Here is a 24,419-nt window from a genome sequence, read left to right on the forward strand (position 1 = left end):
TCATTAAGGATAAGAAATGTTCAAAACGCACAAGATAGAAATCGAATGGGCCGGTCGTCCACTGACCATCGAAACAGGAAAAATAGCACGTCAAGCTGATGGCGCAGTGATTGCTACTTACGGAGAGACCATTGTCTTAGCAACCGTTGTGTCAGCAAAAAGTCCAAAACCGGATCAGGACTTTTTTCCTCTCACCGTTAATTATCAAGAAAAATTATATGCTGTTGGTAAAATACCAGGTGGTTATTTAAAGCGTGAAAGCCGACCAACGGAAAGTGAGACATTGATCTCACGTTTGATTGATCGTCCAATTCGTCCTCTCTTTGCAAATGGTTATAAAAATGATACGCAAGTCATTGTTTCCGTTATACAGCATGATCTCGAAAATAATCCTGATATCCTTGCAATGATTGCATCTTCTGCCGCGCTAACCTTGTCAGGTGTTCCTTTTATGGGCCCCATTGCTGGTGCCCGTGTTGGCTATTGTAACGGACAATACATTCTCAATCCTCATATTGATGAAATGCCCGAATCAAAACTTGATCTTGTTGTAGCCGGAACTGAAAGTGCTGTGTTGATGGTTGAATCAGAAGCACAAGAATTACCAGAAGACATTATGTTGGGTGCCGTTATGTTTGGGCATAAAGGCTTTCAACCTGTTCTTGATGCCATCATCAAGCTTGCCGAAGTTGCTGCAAAAGATCCACGTGATTTTGTTCCTGAAGATCTCTCTGATCTCGAAAAAGCTATGCTGGAAATGGCAGAACAAAATATACGAAAGGCTTACACAATTACCGATAAACAAGAACGTTATGCTGTGATTGATGCACTAAAAACAGAAGTCATCAATAAATTTATGCCAGAAACAGAAGAAGATTGCAAATTCAGTGCCGACCAAATTGCAACCGTTTTCAAAAAGTTGCAAGCAAAAATTGTTCGTGGAAACATTCTTGATACACAAAAACGTATTGATGGGCGTGACCTTTCAACAGTACGCCCCATCCAATCAGAAGTTAGTATCTTGCCCCGTACACATGGCTCAGCTCTCTTTACCCGTGGAGAAACACAAGCAATTGTCGTTGCAACACTAGGAACTGGTGAAGATGAACAATATGTTGATTCCTTAACAGGTATGTATAAGGAAACATTCCTTCTTCATTACAATTTTCCACCATTTTCAGTGGGTGAAACAGGACGTCTTGGCTCTCCTGGACGCCGTGAAATTGGACATGGCAAATTGGCGTGGCGTGCACTTCATCCTATGTTGCCAACTAAGGAATCCTTTCCTTACACTATTCGTGCTGTCTCAGAGATTACTGAATCGAATGGATCATCTTCCATGGCAACCGTTTGTGGTACTTCACTTGCTCTTATGGATGCCGGTGTTCCTTTGGCACGCCCTGTTGCAGGTATTGCTATGGGCTTGATTAAAGAAGGTGAACGCTTTGCTGTTCTATCTGATATTTTAGGAGATGAAGATCATCTTGGAGATATGGATTTTAAAGTGGCAGGAACGGAAAATGGTATCACTGCCTTGCAAATGGATATTAAAATTGATGGCATTACTGAAAAAATTATGAAAATCGCACTTGAACAAGCCAAAGGTGGTCGAATCCATATCCTTAACGAAATGGCTAAAGCTTTAACCAATGCACGTGCTGAGCTCAGCGAGTTTTCTCCACGCATCGAAGTTATGAACATTTCTGTTGATAAAATTCGCGATGTTATCGGCTCTGGCGGTAAAGTTATTCGAGAAATCGTTGAACAAACTGGAGCGAAAATCAATATTGAAGATGATGGTACAATTAAAATTGCCTCTGCTGATGCTAAAACTATTGAGGCAGCAAAACGTTGGATCCATTCCATTGTTGATGAACCTGAAGTTGGTGCTATCTACCAAGGAACAGTTGTAAAAACTGCAGAATTCGGTGCATTTGTAAATTTCTTTGGCTCACGTGATGGGCTTGTCCACATCTCTCAACTTGCATCAGAACGCGTCACAAAAACAACAGATGTTGTTAAAGAAGGTGATAAAGTTTGGGTTAAATTAATGGGCTTTGATGAGCGCGGTAAAGTTCGGTTATCGATGAAAATTGTTGATCAACAAACCGGTGAAGAAATTGCAGGTGATAAGTCAATAAAAGAAGAAAACGAAAAAGGCATGGATGAAAAAAATAAATCCGAAAATAAGCGCCGTCATAAAAAACAAAAAGAGTGATCTTCCCTCTTGTTATGAAATAAAATGCCATCCTAATAACAGAATGGCATTTTTCTTTAAAAGAGCTACATGTGTTACTGTTTTTACCTTTTGAAAACCATGATCTTCCTCTTCCCAATCGAGGCCAATCTTGGGTGAGTTTTGGTTTATCGGAAGTCCCTACTCCAGAATGGGCGCAAAATTTAAAAGTTATAACGCCTTGGCGACCAGACTTTTTAAAATTTACCAATGCTCGATTTCACTGCTCCCCTCAAATAGATAAAACTTTTACCTATGATGGTGCACTTTTACATTTAAGCAAATATCGTGGTTTTAACCAAAATTGCTTTCTTGATTTATTAGAATGTGTTAAACCTAATGGGTGGATTGTTATCGGTGGAAATAAAACTGCTGGTGCTGCTTCAATGATGAAATGGGTCAAAACGCTTGTCCCCATCGTTGGTAAGCTGTCCAAAAACCATGGATTGGTATTCTGGCTTCAGGTTCCACCACAAATAAAGAAACAGAATATTGCACAGTGGCGTTTACCACCTCTTACTTTTGGAAATAAATTTCAAACAACTTCTGGCATGTTCTCACACGGTCGTATTGATCTGGGATCCGCCACACTTGCTTCCCATATGTGCAAAGTTATTTCTGGAAAAACTGCCGATTTTGGAGCTGGCTGGGGTTTTCTTTCTTACGCTGCACTTGGAAGTGAAAAACTAACGACTCTCGACCTCTATGAAGCCGATTACAACGCTTTGAGAGCAGCCAAACAAAACCTCGAACAAATGACGGATTCTCGTCCGATTCATTTTTATTGGCATGATCTTGTACATGAGCCAATCACAGATCTGTATGATACAATCATTTCAAACCCACCGTTTCACACGCAACACACTACAGATGTCTCATTAGGGCAGCATTTTATTATAAATGCTGCAAAATACCTAAAGCGAGGTGGCAATCTGCTTCTTGTTGCTAACCGCCACCTACCTTATGAAACATTGTTAAAAAATATTTTCCGCTCGGTATTGATACATGAACAAACCCATGGCTTCAAAATTATCGAAGCACGCCGTTAAACGAAAACAAGTGATAATTCTACAAAATAAAACGTGAAAGATCGACATCAGCAGCAAGCTCACCTATCGATTGTCTAACATAAGCGGCATCAACTTTAAATGATGTACCCGCTTTATCTGGCGCCGTAAAAGAAATCTCATCTAAAACGCGCTCCATCACCGTTTGCAAACGACGTGCTCCTATATTTTCAATCCTTGCGTTTAAATCCACAGCAATATCCGCTAAAGCATCAATCGCATCATCGGTAATTTCTAAATGAACCTCCTCTGTTGCCATTAAAGCAATATATTGCTTAATCAGACTGGCTTCAGGTTCAGTTAAAATACGTCGTAAATCTTCCCTTGTTAAAGCATTTAGCTCCACGCGAATAGGCAAACGCCCTTGAAGTTCTGGCAACAAATCAGATGGCTTGGAAACATGAAAGGCACCTGACGCAATAAAAAGAATATGATCTGTTTTGATTTGACCATATTTTGTGGCAATTGTTGTTCCTTCAACCAAAGGCAAAAGATCCCGTTGAACGCCCTCACGCGAAACGGCAGCACCAGCTCCACCATCTCGGGTTGCAATTTTATCAATCTCATCAATAAAAACAATTCCATCATTTTCAGTAACACGGAGTGCTTCTTGAATAATTTGATCTTGATCAAGGAGCTTTTCAGATTCATCATCAATGAGAGGCTTAAAAGCATCCTTTACTGTCGTTTTGCGGACCTTTGTACGACTTCCCATTTTACCAAAAATATCTGACAAATTCATAATTCCCATTTGCGCACCAGGTATACCAGGAATATCAAAGGTTGAAGCGCTATTGCTGTTATTATCTGCTACTTCAATTTCAATCTCTTTCTCATCCAATTCACCTTCACGCAACTTTTTGCGAAAACTATCACGGGTAGCGGGACTTGCGGTCTTACCAACAAGGGCATCTAAAACACGTTCTTCAGCATTAACATGAGCCTTTACTTTAACTTCATCCCGTTTTTTTTCACGCACAAGAGAAATAGCTATCTCAACAAGGTCACGAATAATTTGCTCAACATCACGTCCTACATAACCAACTTCAGTAAATTTAGTCGCTTCTACTTTAACAAAAGGTGCTCCAGCAAGTTTTGCTAATCGACGCGCTATACCTGTTTTACCAACACCTGTTGGTCCTATCATCAAAATATTTTTTGGCATAACCTCTTCACGCATTGGACCATCAAGCTGTTGTCTACGCCATCGATTGCGCAATGCAATAGCAACAGAACGCTTGGCATCATTTTGGCCAATAATAAAACGATCAAGTTCAGAAACAGTCTCACGAGGGGAAAATACAACACACATTCAAATAGCTTTCTCTAAAGAAGATAATTCTGCATCCAATGTTTCAATCGTAAAATGATCATTGGTGTAAACACAAATTTTAGCGGCAATATTCATAGCTTTACGGGCAATAGTTTCTGCATCTAAATCTATATCCATGAGTGCCCGAGCAGCCGAAAGAGCAAAATTGCCTCCAGAGCCAATTGCCATCACTCCATCTTCCGGTTCTAAGACATCACCAAGCCCTGTTAAAGCTAAAGTTATTTTCTTATCAGCCACGAGCATCATAGCCTCGAGACGACGCAAATAGCGGTCTGTTCGCCAGTCTTTTGCAAGTTCTACACAAGCACGCATGAGCTGATCAGGATATTGTTCGAGCTTCGTTTCTAATCTTTCCAGCAAAGTGAAAGCGTCTGCTGTAGCACCTGCAAAACCAGCGATAACCGCTCCACTCTTCCCAAGACGACGAACTTTACGTGCATTGCCTTTCATAATCGTCTGCCCAAGTGAAACCTGCCCATCACCGGCCATCACGACTTTGCCACCTTTTCGTACGGTAATAATAGTTGTACCATACATTATATCTGGCTTATGTTCTGCCATAAGGAGACTCCTTAATATTGATCTCTGTTCTTAAATATTGATTTCTTTCCATCAAATGTAAAATCCAATCACTATTGTCTCTATTTAAGAACATATACTGCAAAACACAATGATTCAGTGCAATTCAATTTGTTGAAATAAAAAAATGATATCATTGTTATCAATGCAAATTATTGCTAAATAGTTTTTGTATACTATTTGCGTTTTTTAAAGGAAGAGTTATGAAAAAAATAGCAATAGGAACATTGGGAGGAACAATTGCAATGGCCGCTGACAAATTTGGCCAAATGCAACCGACATTAACCTCAGATATCCTCATAAAAAGTGTCCCTGATTTAAATAAAATTGCTAATATACATGCGCAAACACTTACACAATTACCAAGTGGATCTTTATCTTTCAACATTCTTTTTGAAATAATAGAGTGGGCAACACAACAAATAAAGGCTGGCGCAGAAGGTATTGTTTTAACCCAAGGTACTGATACACTGGAAGAAACAGCTTTTTTTCTTTCCCTTTATTGGGATAAAGCGGAACCGCTCATTATAACTGGTGCTATGCGCATACCTAGTGAAGCAGGTGCTGATGGACCAGCTAATGTTTTAGCAGCAACTCGCGTCGCAGCTCATCCACAAAGTAGAAACAGAGGCGTTTTGGTTGTAATCAATGATACCATTCACTCACCTTATTGGGTCCAGAAAAGCCATACTGTCAAAATTGAGACATTTCAGTCAGGTCTGGCAGGTGTTTTAGGCACTATTTTGGAAGGAAAACTGGTTTATTTTAATGATCGACATTTTTTCCCGACAACATTCGACCTTCCCCAAAACTATGATCACCAAGTTGCACTCTTATACTCCTCTTTGTCCTCTGATACGCAGTTAATAAAATTTTGCCTTGAAAGTGGGCATTATGCTGGGCTTGTCATTGCTGGTTTTGGATCAGGACACTGCAGTTTTGAAGAAGCAGACATCGTGCGACAATATACACAAAAAATGCCAATCATTATCGCTAGTCGGACCTATACTGGCTCAACAACCCGCTCAACTTATGGCTATAAAGGCTCAGAAGTCGATATGATTGCTTCTGGTGTCCTTATGTCTGGTTATTTATCAGCAGTAAAAGCACGTTTACTTTTATGGGCTTTTTTGGCACAAGGACACTCATTAGCGCAAATCAATGCACACTGGAATGACTGGACTATAAGTTAACGAAAGCTTATCTATTATTTTTAAAGAAGAAAACAGGCCTGCTTGTCTATCCTTAATCAATTACTGCGTCAAAAAGGTTCTCGACCAATAAAATGATTGATACGATCCTCTCAAAAATTGATCAGAAAGATAACTTGGTCAAATCCATTTCTGATAGATATTCACCCTATCGTATCTTTACTGCACAAGAATGGTCTCAATTTCGTGCAGATACACCACTTACTTTGACTTTTGATGAAATTAAACGTTTACGCTCCATTGATGATCCCATTGATCTCGAAGAAGTACAACGTATTTATCTTTCCTTATCGCGTCTGTTATCATGTCATGTTGAAGCAGTACAGGAACTTTTTCATAAGCGTCAAGAATTTTTACATCAGGAAGGAACTAGGAAAACTCCTTTTATCATTGGGATTGCTGGCTCTGTTGCGGTAGGAAAATCAACTACCGCTCGTATTCTTCAAGAACTTTTGAAACGTTGGACATCCAGTCTTAAAGTTGATTTGATTACAACTGATGGTTTTCTTTATCCCAACGCTGTCTTACAGCAAAAAAATCGTATGAATCGTAAAGGATTTCCTGATTCCTATGACATTAAAAAATTGCTATGCTTTCTTTCTGCTATAAAAGCTGGTATTGGCAATGTTAGTGCCCCACTTTATTCGCATATGGCCTACGATGTTCTGGAAAATCAAAAAATTATCATTGATCGTCCCGATATCTTAATTGTTGAAGGAATTAATGTGTTACAGGTCAATGACCTTCCTAAGGATGGAAAAATTATTCCTTTCGTGTCAGATTTTTTTGATTTTTCAATCTATGTAGATGCTGACACAGAAATCATTCGTCACTGGTACTTGGAACGCTTCAAACGTTTACGTAAAACAGCTTTTCAAAATCCTGAATCCTATTTTCATCGTTATGCACACCTCAATGAAAAGGAAGTTTCAAAAATCGCTGAAGACCTTTGGCAAACGATTAATTTGAAAAATTTACAAGAAAATATATTGCCAACACGACCGCGGTCTAATCTTATTCTACGAAAGGGAAAAAACCACTTGGTCGAATATGTTGCACTTCGACGGCTATAAGGATTTCATAAATATGCATTTACATCACATTCATTTTACTTCAACACGTGTCGATAAGAGCTATCCCATCTTATTAGTAAATCCGAGATGTCTTACAGATTTAGCTCTTGATCCAGCAACAACAGCCTGGATGAAAGTTAATGATTTCACTGGTAAAGCGGGTCAAATACTCTTCGTTCCTGATGAAACTGGGCATTTAAAAAAAGTTTTCTTTGGACTTGGCAATGGAAACGAACCTTTTATCACAGGACTTCTCGCTAAAAACCTTCCTGCTGGACATTGGCATTTAGAAGGAACAGCCTCCAATGAAATAAATAGCTATCTTGGATTGGCATTTGGAAGTTATCAATTTAACCGCTATCGTCAAAACTCTTCCTCCAAATCGTTATCAATCTATGTCAACGATACGGTTGATCTCGATGAGCTTCAACGAATTTATAAAACTGTCTTTTTTGTCCGTGATCTCATCAATATTCCAGCCAATGATATGAATCCTGATACCCTCGAGAAAAAAACGCGCCAACTGGGAAAATCCTACGGTGCTCATGTTCAAAGCATTTGTGGAGATGACCTCTTAACACATAATTTTCCAATGATTCATGCCGTAGGACGCGCTAGCAGCACTGCACCACGACTGATTGAGTTACATTGGGGGCAAGAAAATCACCCCAAAATAACGTTGGTTGGCAAGGGGGTAACCTTCGATACTGGAGGTCTTGATATTAAATCAGCCAATAACATGTTACTCATGAAAAAAGACATGGGAGGAGGAGCTCATGTTTTAGGGTTAGCTAAATTTATTATGGATGCAAAATTACCCTTCCGTCTACGAGTTTTGATTCCAGCCGTTGAAAATGCAATTTCTGCCAATGCTTACAGACCAGGTGATATTCTCCCAAGTCGTAAAGGTTTAAGTGTTGAAATTGGTAATACAGATGCTGAAGGTCGGCTTGTCCTTGCCGATGCACTAGCCTATGGTGATGAAGAAAGTCCACAATTCATGCTTTGTATGGCCACTTTAACAGGAGCAGCACGTATAGCACTAGGGCCAGATCTTCCCGCATTTTATTGTAATGATTCACTATGGGCGCAACAAATTTTACAATCTTCTCATTCTGTTTTCGATCCTCTTTGGCAAATGCCACTTTGGAAACCTTATCAAGAAATGTTATCATCACCAATTGCTGACCTTAACAATATAACTGGAAATAACTTTGCTGGCTCCATAGTCGCTGCTTTATTTCTTAACTCTTTTGTTGAAAAAGCCGAACATTTTGCACATTTTGATCTTTATGGATGGATTCCAAAAGAAAAACCAGGCTATCCTGTCGGTGGTTCTGCACAAGCTATTCGTGCTCTTTATAACCTCTTTAAAAATTAATTTTAACATAAAATAAACACATAAATGGACAATTTTGGAGCTGTAAGGGCGATTGTTCTTCACCTTTATTGTGTTCTGTAATTTATTTGAGGATAAAAATCCTACCAATACCAATTATCATGAGCCCATTTAAAAGTAAAAAACAAAAAATGAGAGGTAAAAAATGTTCTCTAAAGATCCGAGATTACGTGCATTCAGGGATGATCTAGCAGACAAACGTCTTGAAAAAGAAGTTACAGCTCAGCGCTTTGTGCAAGGTGAAACAAGACGCGTTAATGTACCTGTTGCTGGGCTGTTTAAAGAAAATAATAAAAAAAGTGAAATGCAGACAGAATGCTTATTCGGAGAAGAACTTCTTATTTTTGAACACGGGGGAGTTATGTCGTGGGGACAATCTCTCAAAGATGGTTATGTTGGCTATATTGATACAAAAGCGCTTTGTACATCAACTGTAAAACAAACGCATGTTGTTTCAGTCCCACGTACTTTTCAATATTTCCAAGCTGACTTGTGTGGGCCAGTGGAATATCCTTTATCCATAGGGAGTAAGGTAAGCGTTGTTAATGAAATTGAAGTCCGTGAAACTAGGTATTCTATACTTGAAGATGGGAAAGCAATCATTAGCAATCATCTCAGTCCGATTGGCCACGCGTATAAAGATTATGTTACAGTTGCTGAAATGTTGATCCGTACACCTTACCTTTGGGGTGGAGCCAGTGGTTTTGGAATTGATTGCTCAGGGCTAATCCAGCTTTCTATGATCATGGCCGGTCAAGTGGTTTTACGCGATACTGACATGCAACAAAAAACTATAGGAGATCAACTCTCAGACAGTGATAAACTTCAACGAGGTGATTTGATTTTTTGGAAAGGTCATGCCGCTATTATGGTTGATCATGAAAATATCATTCATGCAAATGGTTCCTCTATGGATGTTATGGTCGAACCACTGAAAAGAGTAATTACACGTATTGCTCAAAAATATCAACAATATCCCATAGAAAGACGCCGTCCAACACTAGAAACGTCATAAGTGTTCTTTTATAAACACAACTAACAAATATTTCTGTGTTATATTCTTCCGTGGATAGGCCTTAAAAATAATAATACTGATAGTGGCTGATTGCACATCTTATATGATTATATGAACGAAAAATGCTTTCACAAACTTATTCATATCGAAAGGAATTCATCTCTTGGTATTTTGTTAAAGTCCATATTTAATATTCATGCATTTGGGCAATATTATAACAACTTATTAACCGGCTTGTTGAATAGCTTGCATTAAATTATCCTATATTACAGGTAATATAGTGATATTAATATAAATTAGTTTTACACAACTTGAATCAGAAAAAACTCTTTAATGGTAGAACGATGAGCGTGTTTGTTTGAGAAGAAGATGAAATCATAAAGGTAAGAACCAGCACCATCACATTATTTACTAGCTTTCAATGTTTCCAGCTGCTCTTGCATTGAGAAAGTTCATAAAAAATATTTTTATTTCTTTTTAAACGGTTTTGATCCGCACGCTAATCCTAGTTTTGACTCACAAGCAAACGGTTTTCATCGCTTAAATATAAATAAGAAGGCTTGGAATGAGAGAATCTTATGATATTTGGGGTTCTCATTCAAGTTGCAAAACGATGAGGCAGTTGCTCACAGAGAAAAGAAATTTTTCCACAGAACTTTTTCTTTAAAAAGTCTTCTCTATCATCAATATCTTATGATAACAAAAACCTTTTTTTGTAAGTGGCATTTTGTTTTTATGAACCTATTAAAGAAGGAAACTTTTTAATAGTTGAATCAATGGTTTATCAGCATCAGGCATAGGATATTTATCAAGATCATCAATGAAAACCCATTTCAAATTTTGTCCCTCTCGTCCTTGCACAATACCTTCATAATGGGAACAAAGATACAACGGCATTAAAAGATGAAATGTTTCGTAGCTATGGCTTGCAAATGTTAAGGGTAACAAATTACTTTGCTGAACATGAACACCAAGCTCTTCTTCTAACTCACGAACCAATGATGCCTCCGGAGTTTCACCTTGCTCAATCTTTCCACCAGGAAACTCCCATAAACCAGCCAAGGACTTCCCTTGAGGACGCTCTGTAAGCAAGATACGACTATCTTGATCTAACAATGCGCATGCAACGACAAGAAGAAGTGAACTTTTCATACGCATATCACTTTCCAACAGAGATAAAGAAAACCATCTCTTCTTATAATCCCCTCTATTCTAAGACGAAAGAATTAAAACATTTCATCCTCTAAAAAATATACAGATATGCGATGTCAAATTTATAGTATACTGGTTAGCTCCTATAATCGCTATTGATCATAACGTACTCCTTCGTTAAATCACAAGACCAAACTGTCGCCTTACCAAGGCCTAGACCAATATCAACGCGAATTACGATATGTTTCCCTTGCATATAGGCGTCTATTGTCTCTTCACAATACTCAGGATCACGTTCGCCATTGAAAGCCAAACGATGTTCACCAAACCAAATAGTCAATAGATCACGATCGACTTCAACACCTGCCTTACCAATTGCCATAACCACTCTCCCCCAGTTAGCGTCTTCACCGGCAATAGCTGTTTTTACAAGTGGTGAATTTGCAATTGATCGGGCAATAATCTTCGCAGCATTATCTGTTGTCGCACCTGTCACATTAACTTCAATTAAATGACGAGCACCTTCACCATCACAAACAATTTGTAATGCAAGTTCATGCAAAAGCGCGCTCAAGTGCTTTAAAAATATCTCATAACGCGGATCAGTTTTATGAGTAAGGCAGGGAAAACTTTCTTTTCCTGTCGCAAACACCATGAGTGTATCTGATGTTGAGGTATCACTATCAACAGTAATCGAATTGAAAGAACCTTGAACCGCCTCAGATAACATGGATTGAAGTATATCCGAAGAAATTTTTGCATCACTTACGACAAAAGAAAGCATCGTTGCCATATCTGGTGCAATCATACCAGCACCTTTTGCAATCCCATTAATAGTAACAGTCTCCCCCCCACAATCAAATCTGCGCGTAGCAAGTTTCGGAAACGTATCGGTCGTCATAATGGCTTTTGCAGCCTCCAACCAATTCCCTTCTTCTGCTGTCTCCGCCATATTTGGTAAAAGACTCACAATACCCGATGCATCCATTGGCTCACCAATAACACCCGTAGAAGCTATAAAAATTTCATTTTTTCTAACTTTCAAAGCGCTTGCTGCTGCACACATGATTTCATTTGTTGTGTGCCTTCCTTTACGTCCCGTAAAAGCATTCGCGTTCCCAGAATTAACAATAACACCCCTTGCAATCCCGTGAGGAAGCGACGCACGGCAATGTTCCACAGGAGCAGACGGACATTTTGAGCGCGTAAAAACACCAGCCACACTTGCTGATTTATCGAATACGATAAAAAGAAGGTCTGTACGATCTTTATACTTAATCCCAGCTTTAGCTGTTGCTATCCGCACACCAGATAACGGCGGAAGATCCTGTATGTTTTGAGGAGACAAAGGAGATATTTTAAAAGCCACTGTATGCTTTCCATAAAAACAAATAAGATGAACGATTATAGATAGATGATCTCTCCTAAACAACTGCTGGGCTTTTTGAATAAAACTAATCTATCAAACCACCCAGCAAAGATACTATCCGCTTCTTCTTCCTCACTATTCCGTGTCTTCTTCATCAGATGTTTCATCCGGAAGTGGCGTCCCATTTTGATTAAGTGATTGCATAAGTTTTATAACATTAGGATCAGGATATTTCACATCTATCTTGCTACGCAAATCAACAATTAGTTTTTGGTAGCGCTCTTTTATCAGTTGTGTACGCAATATCTCTTTAACATCATCAAATACGGGAGGTTGTTTCAAACGACGATCTTCCACCTTAATAACATGCCAACCAAAAGGGCTTTCAACGGGCTTTGTAGTGTATTCTCCAACTTTCAAACCAAACGCAGCATCTTCGAAAGGCTTAACCATTTGACCATGACTAAAATAACCAAGATCGCCCCCAACAGCAGCGGAACCATCCGTTGAACTCTTTTTTGCAATCTCTTCAAAACTTTCTCCTTTATTTAAACGCTTAATAACAGCTTCTGCTTCTTTTCTCGTTTTAACTAAAATATGACGTGCTTTAACTTCATCTTCTTTGGGTAAAGCCGCAACTTCTTTATTGTAAAGAGCTTCCAAATCAGTATCAGAAATCTGGTCAACGACCGTCTGTTTAAAATAAAGTTGCTGCAAAACATTGTCACGCATAACTGCCATACGTTTATCGTAAGCTTCAGTTTTATCGATACCCTTGTTCTTTGCTGCTTTAGCAAGTGCCTGCATATCTAAGTAAGCTTTTAACACCATTATACGGCGTTGTTCATCAGGAAAACGCCCTAAATTAGGATTTATTTCAAGCGCCAACTCATCCAATTGCCCTGCTGTAATATCCTTCCCATCAATAACTGCCATAACATGAGAAGGAGCAACTGTTTTTTCAGAAGTTTTCTCCAAAGTCTTTAAATCATTCGACGGTGAATTCAAACTTTCTTGAGCTATCACCCCTAAACTTGTGCTCGTCAATAAGGTTGATGCCAAAAACAGTGTGATAAAGTTGAATTTCATAAATATACTCCTTAAAAATGAAGGCAGGTTTAAGATTCTTATTTTCTTTGACCGTGACATTTTAATCTCTAAACGTAGATAAATAAATCAGTAATTTTATTGAAAAAAGAATAAACTTGTCCTTTTATCTTAGTTTATTCTACCCTATCTAATGCTCATAGAAAACATGATAATATAGAAAAATGACGTATTATATCCTAAATTACTTTGTATTGTCTCAACTAAACAGCATTACTAAAGTTGACACGGTGCCCTTAGCCTCTTATCTCTACTCTACAATTAAAGTGAAAAATTGCACACCAACAAATATAACTGTACCCTTTGCATCCAGTTATATTAAATGTCTTGGGAGTTGCAGGGTATGGGGATAGCATATGGAATACCCAAAAAAAGTGACAACAATTAAGAGAAAGGGCCAGGGATGGTCGGTTTAGGTGTCTTTGCACGTAAATTTTTTGGTTCAGCTCATGAGCGACGTCTCAAATTACTTCGCCAAAAAGTTGTACAAATTAATGCATTGGAAGAGCAATTCGTGAAATTAAGCGATGCACAACTCTGCCAAAAAACTGATGAGTTTCGTAAACGTCTTATGGAAGGTGAAACCGTTGATTTGCTCCTACCAGAAGCTTTTGCAACTGTTCGTGAAGCGGCAAAACGTGTTTATGATATGCGTCCTTTTGATGTACAGCTAATTGGTGGAATGGTGCTTCATGACTGCGGTATCGCTGAAATGCGCACCGGTGAAGGTAAAACATTAATGGCAACTCTGCCAATTTATCTCAATGCATTAGAAGGAAAAGGCGTTCATGTCGTTACGGTAAACGATTATCTTGCTAGTCGTGATGCTGAAACAATGGGAAAAATCTTCAGTTTTTTGGGGCTAACAACCGGTGTGATTCTTCATGATCTTGATAATGAAGCACGCCGAGCAGCCTATGCATGCGATATCACCTATGCAACAAATAATGAACTGGGCTTTGATTATCTGCGCGATAATATGGCTTTTGATCGTAGTCAAATGGTCCAGCGTGGACATCATTACGCAATTGTTGATGAAGTTGATTCGATCCTTATTGATGAAGCAAGGACTCCCCTTATTATTTCTGGTCCTCTAGAAGATCGTACCGACTTCTACAACCTTATTGATACATTTATTCCTGCATTAACTCCAGAAGACTATGAAATAGACGAAAAACAAAAAACAACAACCTTTACCGAAGTTGGTACTGAAAAAATCGAAAGAATGCTCGAACAAGCCGGACATCTTAAAGGCGAAAGTCTTTACGACATAGAAAATGTAGCTATCGTCCATCATATCAATAACGCTCTAAAAGCCCATAAGTTATTTGTCCGTGACAAAGATTACATTGTTCGCAATGGTGAAATTGTCATCATTGATGAATTTACAGGTCGTATGATGCCAGGACGGCGCTATTCTGAAGGGCTTCATCAAGCCCTAGAAGCTAAAGAGCATGTTGCTATTCAACCAGAAAATCAGACTCTTGCTTCCATTACTTTCCAAAATTATTTTCGTATGTATAGAAAATTGTCGGGAATGACTGGAACTGCCGCAACAGAAGCCGAAGAATTCAGTAATATTTATGGTCTTGAGGTTGTAGAAGTCCCCACAAACTTACCAGTACAACGTTGTGATGAAGACGATGAAATCTATCGAACAGCAGAAGAGAAATATCGTGCTATTGTGCGTGATATCCGTCAAGCACATGAAAAAGGGCAGCCTATTCTTGTTGGAACAACTTCTATTGAAAAATCAGAACAATTAGCAGAACGTTTGCGCAAAGAGGGTATTTCCGATTTTAGAGTCTTAAATGCCCGCTATCATGAGCAAGAAGCCTATATCATTGCGCAAGCAGGGGTTCCTGGTGCTTTAACCATCGCAACCAACATGGCTGGTCGCGGTACTGACATACAGCTTGGTGGTAATGTTGAAATGCGTATCCGGCAAGAATTACAAGATATGCCCGATGGAGCAAAGCGGACAGCTAAAGTTGAAGAAATTAAAAAAGATGTTCAGCAACTCAAAGAAAAAGCATTAGCTGCTGGTGGTCTTTACGTCATCGCTACGGAACGCCATGAAAGCCGTCGTATTGATAACCAGCTGCGTGGACGTTCTGGTCGTCAAGGAGATCCTGGTCGTTCCAAATTTTTTCTTTCTCTTCAAGATGATCTCATGCGTATCTTCGGCTCCAACCGTATGGATGGTATGTTGCAAAAGCTTGGATTGAAGGAAGATGAAGCTATTATACATCCATGGATTAATAAGGCCCTCGAGAAAGCGCAAAAAAAAGTCGAAGCACGAAATTTTGAAATTCGTAAAAATTTGTTAAAATATGACGATGTCATGAATGACCAACGCAAAGTTATTTTTGAACAGCGTATGGAAGTCATGAATGCAGATAATTTAACAGACATGATTCTTGAAATGCGCAATGAAGTGGTCGAAGATCTCGTAGAAGCCTATGTCCCATCTGGAACATATTCTGAGAAATGGAATGTGAAAGCACTACAAGGGGAAATTCACCAACTCTTCAATCTTGAGCTTCCAGTAGAAGAATGGGCAAAAGAAGATGGAATTGCTGAAGAACAAATTTTAGAACGCATATCAGATGCTGTTACCAAACTTGAAAACGAACGTACTGAACGCTACTCTCCAGAAATTATGGCTTATTTTCATAAAGCTATATTACTTGAAACCATTGACATGTTATGGCGTGAACATCTGGTAAGTTTAGACCATTTACGTTCTGTCGTTGGTTTCCGTGGTTATGCACAACGGGATCCTCTCAACGAATATAAAACGGAGTCATTTGAACTTTTCCAGAGCATGCTTAGAAATTTACGCAGAATCGTTACTTCCAAACTCATGCGTTTCGAGATCGTTCAGCAATCCACAGAACCACTCAACCTTGAGCAAGAAGATGCTGATAACTCTGTTCCAAATGATCAAGGTAAAGAAAATGCTCCAATCCTGTGGGCACAAACACAAGAAAATAGAATTGTTAACCCAGAAGACCGTGATCCAAACGATGTAACCACTTGGGGGAAGGTGGGACGTAATGAGCGTTGTCCTTGTGGTTCAGAGAAAAAATACAAACATTGTCATGGCGCCTTCGTTTGAAAAACAAACAATTAAGAAGATGAATAAAAAGCGAAACTATGAACAGGAATTACGCACCGCAGGTTTAAGGGTAACACGTCAAAGACGCATTATTCTTGATATTTTGGCCGACACAAATGACCATCCAAATGCGTTTGAAATTTTTCAGCGCGCTCACAAAATAGATTCTAGCGTTTCGCTTTCGACCGTTTATAGAACCATGAAAATATTAGAAGAAAACGGGACAATTCATCGTCATACTTTTAGTGGTGGACCATCCCGTTTTGAGCAAGCCGATGGGCAACACCATGATCATCTCATTGATGTGGAAACAGGGCAAGTTATTGAATTTCATTCTGATATCATTGAAAAACTGCAAGAGGAAATTGCTAAATCTCTTGGCTATGATATTATTCACCATCGCCTTGAACTTTATGGGAAAAAACGCAGTTTTTAAAGTGACGGTTTCGCACGTATAATCAAAAATCTCTTCATGCAAACCAAATTTTTCACAAGTTCTCCTTAAGAACCTACAGTTTTCATTGGCAAGAAAGTTTTTCTGCTTTATTACTCCTTTTTATATGATGCTATAAATACTCAATCATCAATATTACAATAAAAGTATTATAACAAATTAGGCCAATATTATCATGGTTTCTTTGCCACAAGATCGTATGAGACAGCTTGAAAAACGCTTTGAAATAATTGAAAGCCAAATGGCTAAAAATCCAAATGCTGAAACTTATGTAAAATTAGCTTCTGAATATGCAGAATTACAGCCAATCGTTACCTTCATACGAACATTAAATGCTCTCCATACAGAAATAACAGAACTCGAAACTATGATCAGTGATAAACTAACAGATATAGAAATGCGTAACCTTGCTCAAGAAGAGCTACCATTATTATATCAGAAAACGGAACAACTTGAGCAAGAACTTCAAATTCTTCTTTTGCCTAAAGATGTTGCTGATGAAAAAAGTGCTATTATTGAAATTCGAGCAGGAACAGGAGGATCAGAAGCAGCGCTTTTTGCCGGTGATCTTTTTCGCATGTATGAACGTTATGCCGCTTCTCATAACTGGAAAGTTGAAGTCGTTTCGCTTAATGAAGGGGAAGTTGGTGGATATAAAGAAATTATTGCAACCATTTCAGGAAAAGGTGTCTTTTCTAAACTAAAATTTGAATCAGGTGTTCATCGTGTGCAACGCATACCTGAGACAGAAACAGGTGGACGTATCCATACGTCTGCTGCCACCGTTGCAGTACTTCCTGAGGCTGAAGAAATTGATATTGAAATTCGTCCAGAAGATATTCGTATTGATACGATGCGCGCCTCTGGAGCAGGAGGACAGCATGTCAATACAACTGATTCAGCTGTTCGTATTACGCATATTCCAACGGGAATTATGGTTGTACAAGCAGAAAAATCACAACACCAAAACCGAGCACGGGCGCTTCAAATTCTACGGGCGCGCTTGTTCGATATCGAACGACAAAAAGCGGAAAGTGAACGTTCAGCCTCCCGTAAAAATCAAGTCGGTTCTGGTGATCGTTCAGAACGAATTCGTACCTATAATTTTCCACAAGGACGTATCACGGATCACCGTATTAATCTCACTCTTTACAAGCTTGACCGCGTATTGGAAGGAGATCTTGATGAACTTATTCATGCACTCATATCCGACCATCAGACAGCACTCCTTATGGAAATGGACAATCATGGATGACCAAACATTCTCTCAACAATATCATCCGACAAACTCAAGAAGAATTACGTATCCAAGGAGTTTCTGAAGCCAACCTTGATGCAAAAATACTCGTTGAATGGATAACAGGTACAAATACATCTGATAGAATTCTCCAACCAGATCTTTGTTTGTCTTTTGAGAAAAGAATGCAGTTAGAAAACGCTATCAAACGACGTATTGCTGGTGAACCAGTTTACCGTATTATCGGAAAACGGGAGTTTTATGGCATATCCTTCACATTATCTCAAGATACATTAGAACCACGTCCCGACACAGAAACACTGGTGGATCTTGTTTTACCTCTCCTCAAAAAACAGGGGGAAAAATCAGGAAAAACAACACTGCTTGATATGGGAACAGGAAGTGGCGTTATTGCCATTGCGATTCTCAAACAAATTCCCCAATCTTATGCCGTAGCTGTTGATATTTCTGAAGATGCCCTTAAAACAGCCACAAAAAATGCAAAGAATGCGGATGTTATGCACCGCTTTACACCTCTTCTTAGCGATTGGTTTGATTCTGTCACAGGTCAATTTGATCTTATTATTTCCAATCCACCCTATATTCCGGAAACGGATATCAAAAACCTTGCAAAGGAAGTGCGTCTGTATGATCCATTGGGCGCACTGATCGGTGGGAAAGATGGTCTTGATTTTTATCGAAAGCTCGCTCTTGAAACAGCGAACCACTTAAAAGACAACGGCTATATTGCTGTTGAAATCGGCCACTCTCAAGAAAAAGAAGTCTGCGACTTATTTGAAAAGAATGGCTTCAAATGTCTAGAAATGCGCAAAGACTTAAGTGGGATACCCCGTGCACTTCTTTTTGTATGCAATCATTAAAATTCCCAATCATCGTCTGTGGTAGCAACCGCCTTACCAATAACATAAGAAGAGCCAGACCCTGAAAAGAAGTCATGATTTTCATCTGCGCTTGGTGACAAAGCTGCTAAAATAGCGGGATTAACACGGCACACCTCAGGAGGGAAAAGAGCTTCAAAACCCAGATTCATTAAGGCCTTGTTTGCATTATAATGAAGAAAAACTTTAACATCTTCTGTCAATCCAAGTGCATCATAAAGATCTTCAGTATATTTGCATTCAATATTATAAAGGTCAAAGAGTAAGTTAAAAGCAAAATCTTTAATTTCCTGCTTTTGAACGTCATCAAGTTTTGCAAACCCCAATTGAAATTTATAGCCTATATAATAACCATGTACAGCCTCATCACGGATGATAAGCCTAATGAGATCAGCTGTATTGGTCAATTTAGCACGGCTGGCCCAATACATGGGCAAATAAAAACCAGAATAAAATAAAAAGCTTTCCAGCAGAGTCGAAGCAATTTTTTTCTTTAGCGGATTATCCGCTTCATAACGCTCAAGCACTAATCTAGCCTTTTTTTGCAAATGAATATTTTCTTCTGACCACCTAAACGCATCATCGACCTCTACCGTCGAACATAAGGTTGAAAAAATAGAAGAATAAGACCGTGCATGAACCGCTTCCATGAATGCAATATTCGTCAATACTGCTTCCTCGTGCTCTGTTATTGCGTCAGCCATAAGTGAAATGGCTCCTACAGTATTTTGAATCGTATCTAGGAGAGTTAATCCAGTAAAAACACGAATCGTCAGCTTACGTTCTTCCTCTGTCAAACTTAACCATGAAGGAATATCATTAGAAAGAGGAACTTTCTCAGGTAACCAAAAATTTCCAGTTAAACGATTCCATACTTCAAGATCTTTCTCATCATGCAATCTATTCCAATTGATAGCACACACAACAGGATTTTTGGTTGTAATCTTTGTCATATGATTATCTCCTATAGACTGCACGAAACACAGCCATCTACCTCTGTTCCACTCAACGCTACTTGCCGCAACCGTATATAATAAATACTCTTTATACCTTTTTTCCAAGCATAAATTTGTGCGCGGTTAATATCGCGCGTGGTAGCAGTATCAGGAAAAAACAACGTTAATGAAAGACCTTGATCAACATGCTGTGTAGCAGCAGCATAGGTATCAATAATTTTTTCAGGACCAATCTCATAAGCATCTTGGTAGAAATTTAAATTCGTATTATCCATGTAAGGAGCAGGGTAATAAACACGTCCAATCTTCCCCTCTTTGCGAATCTCAATCTTTGAAGCAATCGGATGAATAGAAGATGTCGCATGATTAATATAGGAAATAGACCCTGTAGGGGGAACAGCCTGCAGATTACGATTATAAAGCCCGTACTCAACAACTAAATTCTTGAGTTCCTGCCAATCCTTTTGGTCTGGTATAATAATATTATTTCGTGTAAAGAGCTCTTGCACAAGCGCAAATTGTGGCTTCCATTCTTTCTCAATATATTTTGCAAAAAAACTGCCATCTGCGTAAGCTGATTTCTCAAACCCTGCAAACATTTTCTGACGTTCGCGTGCAATTAAATTGGAAGCACGTATTGCATGGTATGTCACAATATAAAAATAAATATTGGTGAAATCTATCGCTTCTGGAGACCCATAATAGATCCGCTCCCGCGCTAAAAAACCATGCAAATTCATTTGTCCCAAACCAATTGCATGGCTTTCAGCGTTACCTTTCGCAATGGAAGGAACACAAGCAATATCACTCATATCGGAAACAGCAGTAAGAGCACGAACAGCAGCTTCCACCGTTTGACCAAAATCACTGCTTTCCATCGCTTTTGCAATGTTCATTGAACCAAGATTACAGGATATATCACTACCAACAGTGCGATAAGTTAAATCCGTTTCCAGTTCACTCGCCTCATTTACCTGCAATATTTCTGAACATAAATTGCTCATACTTATACGCCCAGCTATCGGGTTAACTCGGTTGGCAGTATCCTCAAACAAAATATAAGGATAACCTGATTCAAATTGAATTTCTGCTAATGTCTGGAAAAAAACGCGCGCACTTATTTTCTTTTTACGAATCTTTGCATTATCAACAAAAGAGCGATAATGCTCCGTTAAAGAAATATCGCTAAAAGGTTTACCTGTAACGCGCTCAATATCATAAGGTGAAAACAGATACATGTCCTCATTATTACGTGCAAGCTCAAAAGTAATATCAGGAACCACCACACCAAGCGAAAGCGTTTTAATTCTGACTTTTTCATCAGCATTCTCGCGCTTTGTATCCAAAAACTTCATAATATCTAAATGATGTGCATGTAAATAAACAGCACCAGCCCCTTGCCGTGCACCAAGTTGATTGGCATAAGAAAAGGAATCTTCCAAAAGTTTCATCACAGGCAATACACCTGAAGATTGATTTTCTATTTGCTTAATTGGTGCCCCTGCTTCCCGCAAATTGGTTAAACAAAGTGCCACACCCCCACCGCGTTTCGAAAGCTGTAAAGCTGAATTGACTGAACGACCTATCGATTCCATATTGTCTTCAACACGTAACAAAAAACACGATACTAATTCACCACGTTGCTTTTTTCCCGCATTCAAAAATGTCGGTGTTGCGGGTTGAAACCGGCCTGTAATAATTTCATCCACAAAACTTTCAGCAAGTGCTTTATTTCCTTGTGCTAAATATAAAGCGACAAGACAAACACGGTCTTCATAACGCTCAAGATAGCGCTTTCCATCAAAAGTCTTCAGTGTATAGCTCGTATAGTACTTAAATGCCCCTAAAAAAGTAGGAAAGCGAAACTTAAATGCGTAAGCGCGTTTAAAAAGTCTTTTAATAAAAGAAAAATCATAAAGCTCAAACAAAGCTTTTTCATAATAACCTTCTTCTATCAAGTAATCTATTTTTTCCTTAAGATTATGAAAAAAAACCGTGTTTTGATTAACATGCTGAAGAAAATATTGCCGTGCTGCAAGCCGATCCATATCAAATTGGATATGACCATTTTCGTCATAAAGATTAAGCATTGCATTTAACGCATGATAATCCATGATCTGACCTGATTTCTGTGCTTGTTCTATACTGATTGTTTCCAAAATCTTTCCAATCCCTTCTTCACACAAATAACATCTTCATCAGTTCCACGTAACTCAAAACGATACAGACAAGGCACAAAACATTTTTCAGCAATGATTTTACTCGCTAAATTATAATAGCAACCAAAATTACGATTCCCACCACCAATGACACCACGAATAAATTTGCGGTTCTCTCTCTCATTGAGGAAACTAATAACCGCTTTCGGCACAGCCCCTCTCCCTTCACCATCTGCATATGTAGGAACAGCTAATATATAAGGTTCATCAATTAACACAGACGGCTTTTTTTTATCAATCTTGAGGATTCGTTGATCAAGTTGAGAGACAAAATGTTCAGTATTACCCGTTGCGCTCGAATAATAAACAATAAGCCCCATTCAAAGACCACTAATCATATCCGGTCTAAAACCAGACCAATGATTTTCACCACAAACGACGACAGGAACCTGACGATAGCCCAGAGATTGAACAAAAATATACGCTTGTTCATCGCGGGAAATGTCTACAACACGATAATTAATACCCTTAGCATCAAAAGCGCGACGCGTAGCGTCACATTGGACGCAAGATGGTTTGCTATAAATAGTGATTGGCATTTTCTTCAACTTTCATAATTTTAAAAAAATCAACCCTCAAAGAGCTAGTTCTGATAACTCTAAGATACTCAAAAATAACAAAAAACAGCAATCGTACGCAAATACGTGTAGCTAGACGTTCGCTCAAATAACACAACTTCCTGAACGCAACAGCCCCATCAAATAATTGAAAAGTTACGACAGAAATAAAAGATTATCCGACAACTTAAATAGTAAAGCCCCTCAGCTATAAAACAATCCTTTGCTCGCATTACAATTCCCTCCTACTGTCTAAAAAACTACCCCCTCTAACGCTTCCAATAGCCGCTCCCCAATACTTTAGTTTTGCTTTCATACAAAAATCAACTCACAAAAACGAAAGGAAATTCCCCCGACAGAGGCACTTCGGTAGAAATACTGCTCTATTCTTGGTTAATAAACTCTTCGCGATCACATTATGGAAATAATTTAGACACCAAACGAAACACACTATACCCTCACTTGTGCTTATTTAGAATCACCAATCATTTTGATACTATATATAGTATACACCCTCTCTCTTTCGTCAAGGAGAATTCAACTATTATTTTGAATTTTCCACGATCTTCCCACTGAGATTCTCAACTCCCAAAACATATGTAATAATATAACATTTTGTTGACAAATGTTATATTATTACATAAATTTCGGAGCTAAATAAGCAAAGGTGGTATAAATTATGGGTCTGCATTTCGATAATGCAACATTAGGCTATGTAAATAGAATAGCTATAAAGAGTTTTTCAGCAAAATTAAAAGCTGGTTCATTGGTTGCAATAACGGGTGATAATGGTGCTGGAAAATCTACACTACTAAAAGCTATCGCCGGTTTGATTAAACCTATCAGAGGTAAAATTACAAAACCGAAGAAAAGTCGGATTGCTTATCTCGCTCAGCAATGCGATATAGATCAAACATTTCCAATTGATGTGGAAGCGCTTATAAAAACGGGACTATGGTCTTTTTGTGGATTATGGAAAAACCAGCGTCCTTATTACTCTAAAATTCAGAATGCACTTGAAATGGTTGGGCTCACGACACTCGCCACTCGTTCACTTGACACACTATCAAGTGGCCAATTACAACGCGCCCTTTTTGCGCGTATTATTGTACAAGATGCTGATATTATTTTGCTCGATGAACCTTTTAATGGTATAGATTGTAATACCCAAAAAGATCTTCTTGCATTGATAACCCATTGGCAACAACAAGGACGGACAGTTCTTACAGCACTCCATGATCCACTCGTTGTGCAAGAATATTTTCCCCACATGATTGAAATTAATACACAAAATGCCTTTTATGGAGAAACAACACAATTTTTCCATGACAACATTCATCACTTTATATCACCTCTCACATCCAACTCTTTTCATATTAGCGCACTAAAACGACATCTTCCCTTCAATGATTCTCGCTCTATTAGGCTATAATAC

The 24,419-nt window shown here is 38.7% G+C and carries 20 protein-coding genes; 11 read left to right on the forward strand and 9 right to left on the reverse strand.

Features of this window, described 5'->3' with window-relative positions; genetic code table 11:
- Positions 1–16 precede the first annotated feature (16 nt).
- Both pnp and LBE40_RS06310 read left to right on the forward strand, forming a co-directional pair.
- Positions 17–2,218, forward strand: a complete 2,202-nt coding sequence (pnp, locus tag LBE40_RS06305; RefSeq protein WP_252615174.1) for a polyribonucleotide nucleotidyltransferase — start codon at positions 17–19, stop codon at positions 2,216–2,218.
- A gap of 71 nt (positions 2,219–2,289) precedes the next feature.
- Entirely contained in the window at positions 2,290–3,285 is a 996-nt protein-coding gene (locus LBE40_RS06310) for a class I SAM-dependent methyltransferase (protein ID WP_004858625.1), read from the forward strand.
- 19 nt (positions 3,286–3,304) lie between these two features.
- On the opposite strand, the gene hslU is transcribed toward LBE40_RS06310, so the two are convergent.
- Positions 3,305–4,615 (reverse strand): ATP-dependent protease ATPase subunit HslU, encoded by a 1,311-nt coding sequence (hslU, locus tag LBE40_RS06315; RefSeq protein WP_004858622.1) that lies wholly within the window; start codon positions 4,613–4,615, stop codon positions 3,305–3,307.
- The gene (gene hslV, locus LBE40_RS06320) at positions 4,616–5,197 is read right to left on the reverse strand and encodes an ATP-dependent protease subunit HslV (protein ID WP_004858619.1); all 582 of its coding nucleotides are present in this window, start codon (positions 5,195–5,197) and stop codon (positions 4,616–4,618) included.
- 221 nt (positions 5,198–5,418) lie between these two features.
- Here hslV and LBE40_RS06325 point away from each other — a divergent pair, with 221 nt between their 5' ends.
- The 4 genes from LBE40_RS06325 to LBE40_RS06340 all read left to right on the forward strand — a co-directional run bounded on the left by LBE40_RS06325 (position 5,419) and on the right by LBE40_RS06340 (position 9,913).
- Positions 5,419–6,408: an asparaginase gene (locus tag LBE40_RS06325; protein ID WP_004858616.1), complete on the forward strand. Its 990-nt coding sequence runs from the start codon at positions 5,419–5,421 to the stop codon at positions 6,406–6,408.
- A 146-nt stretch (positions 6,409–6,554) separates the two neighbouring features.
- Positions 6,555–7,499 carry a type I pantothenate kinase gene (coaA, locus tag LBE40_RS06330; protein ID WP_244548699.1) on the forward strand — a complete coding sequence of 315 codons (945 nt, stop codon included), beginning with the start codon at positions 6,555–6,557 and terminating at the stop codon, positions 7,497–7,499.
- A 13-nt stretch (positions 7,500–7,512) separates the two neighbouring features.
- Positions 7,513–8,880, forward strand: coding sequence for a leucyl aminopeptidase family protein (locus LBE40_RS06335; RefSeq protein ID WP_004858614.1), 1,368 nt, complete (start codon positions 7,513–7,515; stop codon positions 8,878–8,880).
- Positions 8,881–9,043: 163 nt separating this feature from the next.
- Positions 9,044–9,913: a C40 family peptidase gene (locus LBE40_RS06340; RefSeq protein WP_004858613.1), complete on the forward strand. Its 870-nt coding sequence runs from the start codon at positions 9,044–9,046 to the stop codon at positions 9,911–9,913.
- 744 nt (positions 9,914–10,657) lie between these two features.
- Here the strand turns inward: LBE40_RS06340 and mutT are convergent.
- The 3 genes from mutT to LBE40_RS06355 form a co-directional block, all read right to left on the reverse strand.
- Positions 10,658–11,071, reverse strand: coding sequence for an 8-oxo-dGTP diphosphatase MutT (gene mutT, locus LBE40_RS06345; RefSeq protein ID WP_004858611.1), 414 nt, complete (start codon positions 11,069–11,071; stop codon positions 10,658–10,660).
- 130 nt (positions 11,072–11,201) lie between these two features.
- A complete protein-coding gene (gene argJ / locus LBE40_RS06350) occupies positions 11,202–12,434 on the reverse strand; it encodes a bifunctional glutamate N-acetyltransferase/amino-acid acetyltransferase ArgJ (protein WP_004858608.1) in 1,233 nt (410 codons plus the stop codon).
- A 135-nt stretch (positions 12,435–12,569) separates the two neighbouring features.
- Positions 12,570–13,523: a peptidylprolyl isomerase gene (locus tag LBE40_RS06355; RefSeq protein ID WP_004858605.1), complete on the reverse strand. Its 954-nt coding sequence runs from the start codon at positions 13,521–13,523 to the stop codon at positions 12,570–12,572.
- 421 nt (positions 13,524–13,944) lie between these two features.
- Between LBE40_RS06355 and secA the strand changes: the two genes are divergently transcribed.
- From secA to prmC, 4 genes are all read left to right on the forward strand, one after another.
- Entirely contained in the window at positions 13,945–16,662 is a 2,718-nt protein-coding gene (gene secA, locus LBE40_RS06360; RefSeq protein ID WP_004858596.1) for a preprotein translocase subunit SecA, read from the forward strand.
- The gene (locus LBE40_RS06365; protein WP_004858594.1) at positions 16,601–17,098 is read left to right on the forward strand and encodes a Fur family transcriptional regulator; all 498 of its coding nucleotides are present in this window, start codon (positions 16,601–16,603) and stop codon (positions 17,096–17,098) included. Before secA ends, LBE40_RS06365 begins: the two co-directional genes overlap by 62 nt.
- A gap of 193 nt (positions 17,099–17,291) precedes the next feature.
- A complete protein-coding gene (gene prfA, locus LBE40_RS06370; RefSeq protein ID WP_004858593.1) occupies positions 17,292–18,371 on the forward strand; it encodes a peptide chain release factor 1 in 1,080 nt (359 codons plus the stop codon).
- On the forward strand, positions 18,368–19,234 hold the full coding sequence (gene prmC, locus LBE40_RS06375) for a peptide chain release factor N(5)-glutamine methyltransferase (protein WP_004858591.1): 867 nt from the start codon (positions 18,368–18,370) through the stop codon (positions 19,232–19,234). Before prfA ends, prmC begins: the two co-directional genes overlap by 4 nt.
- On the opposite strand, the gene nrdF is transcribed toward prmC, so the two are convergent.
- Genes nrdF through LBE40_RS06395 form a run of 4 tightly spaced genes read right to left on the reverse strand, consistent with a single transcriptional unit; the run spans position 19,231 to position 22,966 of the window.
- Positions 19,231–20,205 carry a class 1b ribonucleoside-diphosphate reductase subunit beta gene (gene nrdF / locus LBE40_RS06380; RefSeq protein ID WP_004858589.1) on the reverse strand — a complete coding sequence of 325 codons (975 nt, stop codon included), beginning with the start codon at positions 20,203–20,205 and terminating at the stop codon, positions 19,231–19,233. The two genes, prmC and nrdF, sit on opposite strands and share 4 nt — an antisense overlap.
- 11 nt (positions 20,206–20,216) lie before the next feature.
- A complete protein-coding gene (nrdE, locus tag LBE40_RS06385; protein WP_040296868.1) occupies positions 20,217–22,367 on the reverse strand; it encodes a class 1b ribonucleoside-diphosphate reductase subunit alpha in 2,151 nt (716 codons plus the stop codon).
- Positions 22,349–22,747, reverse strand: coding sequence for a class Ib ribonucleoside-diphosphate reductase assembly flavoprotein NrdI (gene nrdI, locus LBE40_RS06390; RefSeq protein ID WP_004858580.1), 399 nt, complete (start codon positions 22,745–22,747; stop codon positions 22,349–22,351). The genes nrdE and nrdI overlap by 19 nt, the downstream gene beginning before the upstream one ends.
- Positions 22,748–22,966, reverse strand: coding sequence for a glutaredoxin family protein (locus tag LBE40_RS06395; RefSeq protein WP_004858576.1), 219 nt, complete (start codon positions 22,964–22,966; stop codon positions 22,748–22,750). It abuts the gene before it with no gap.
- Between the two features lie 697 nt (positions 22,967–23,663).
- Here LBE40_RS06395 and LBE40_RS06400 point away from each other — a divergent pair.
- Positions 23,664–24,416, forward strand: coding sequence for an ABC transporter ATP-binding protein (locus LBE40_RS06400; protein WP_004858575.1), 753 nt, complete (start codon positions 23,664–23,666; stop codon positions 24,414–24,416).
- The last annotated feature ends 3 nt before the right edge of the window (positions 24,417–24,419 follow it).

Source organism: Bartonella taylorii (assembly GCF_023920105.1).
GTDB classification, from domain to species: domain Bacteria; phylum Pseudomonadota; class Alphaproteobacteria; order Rhizobiales; family Rhizobiaceae; genus Bartonella; species Bartonella taylorii.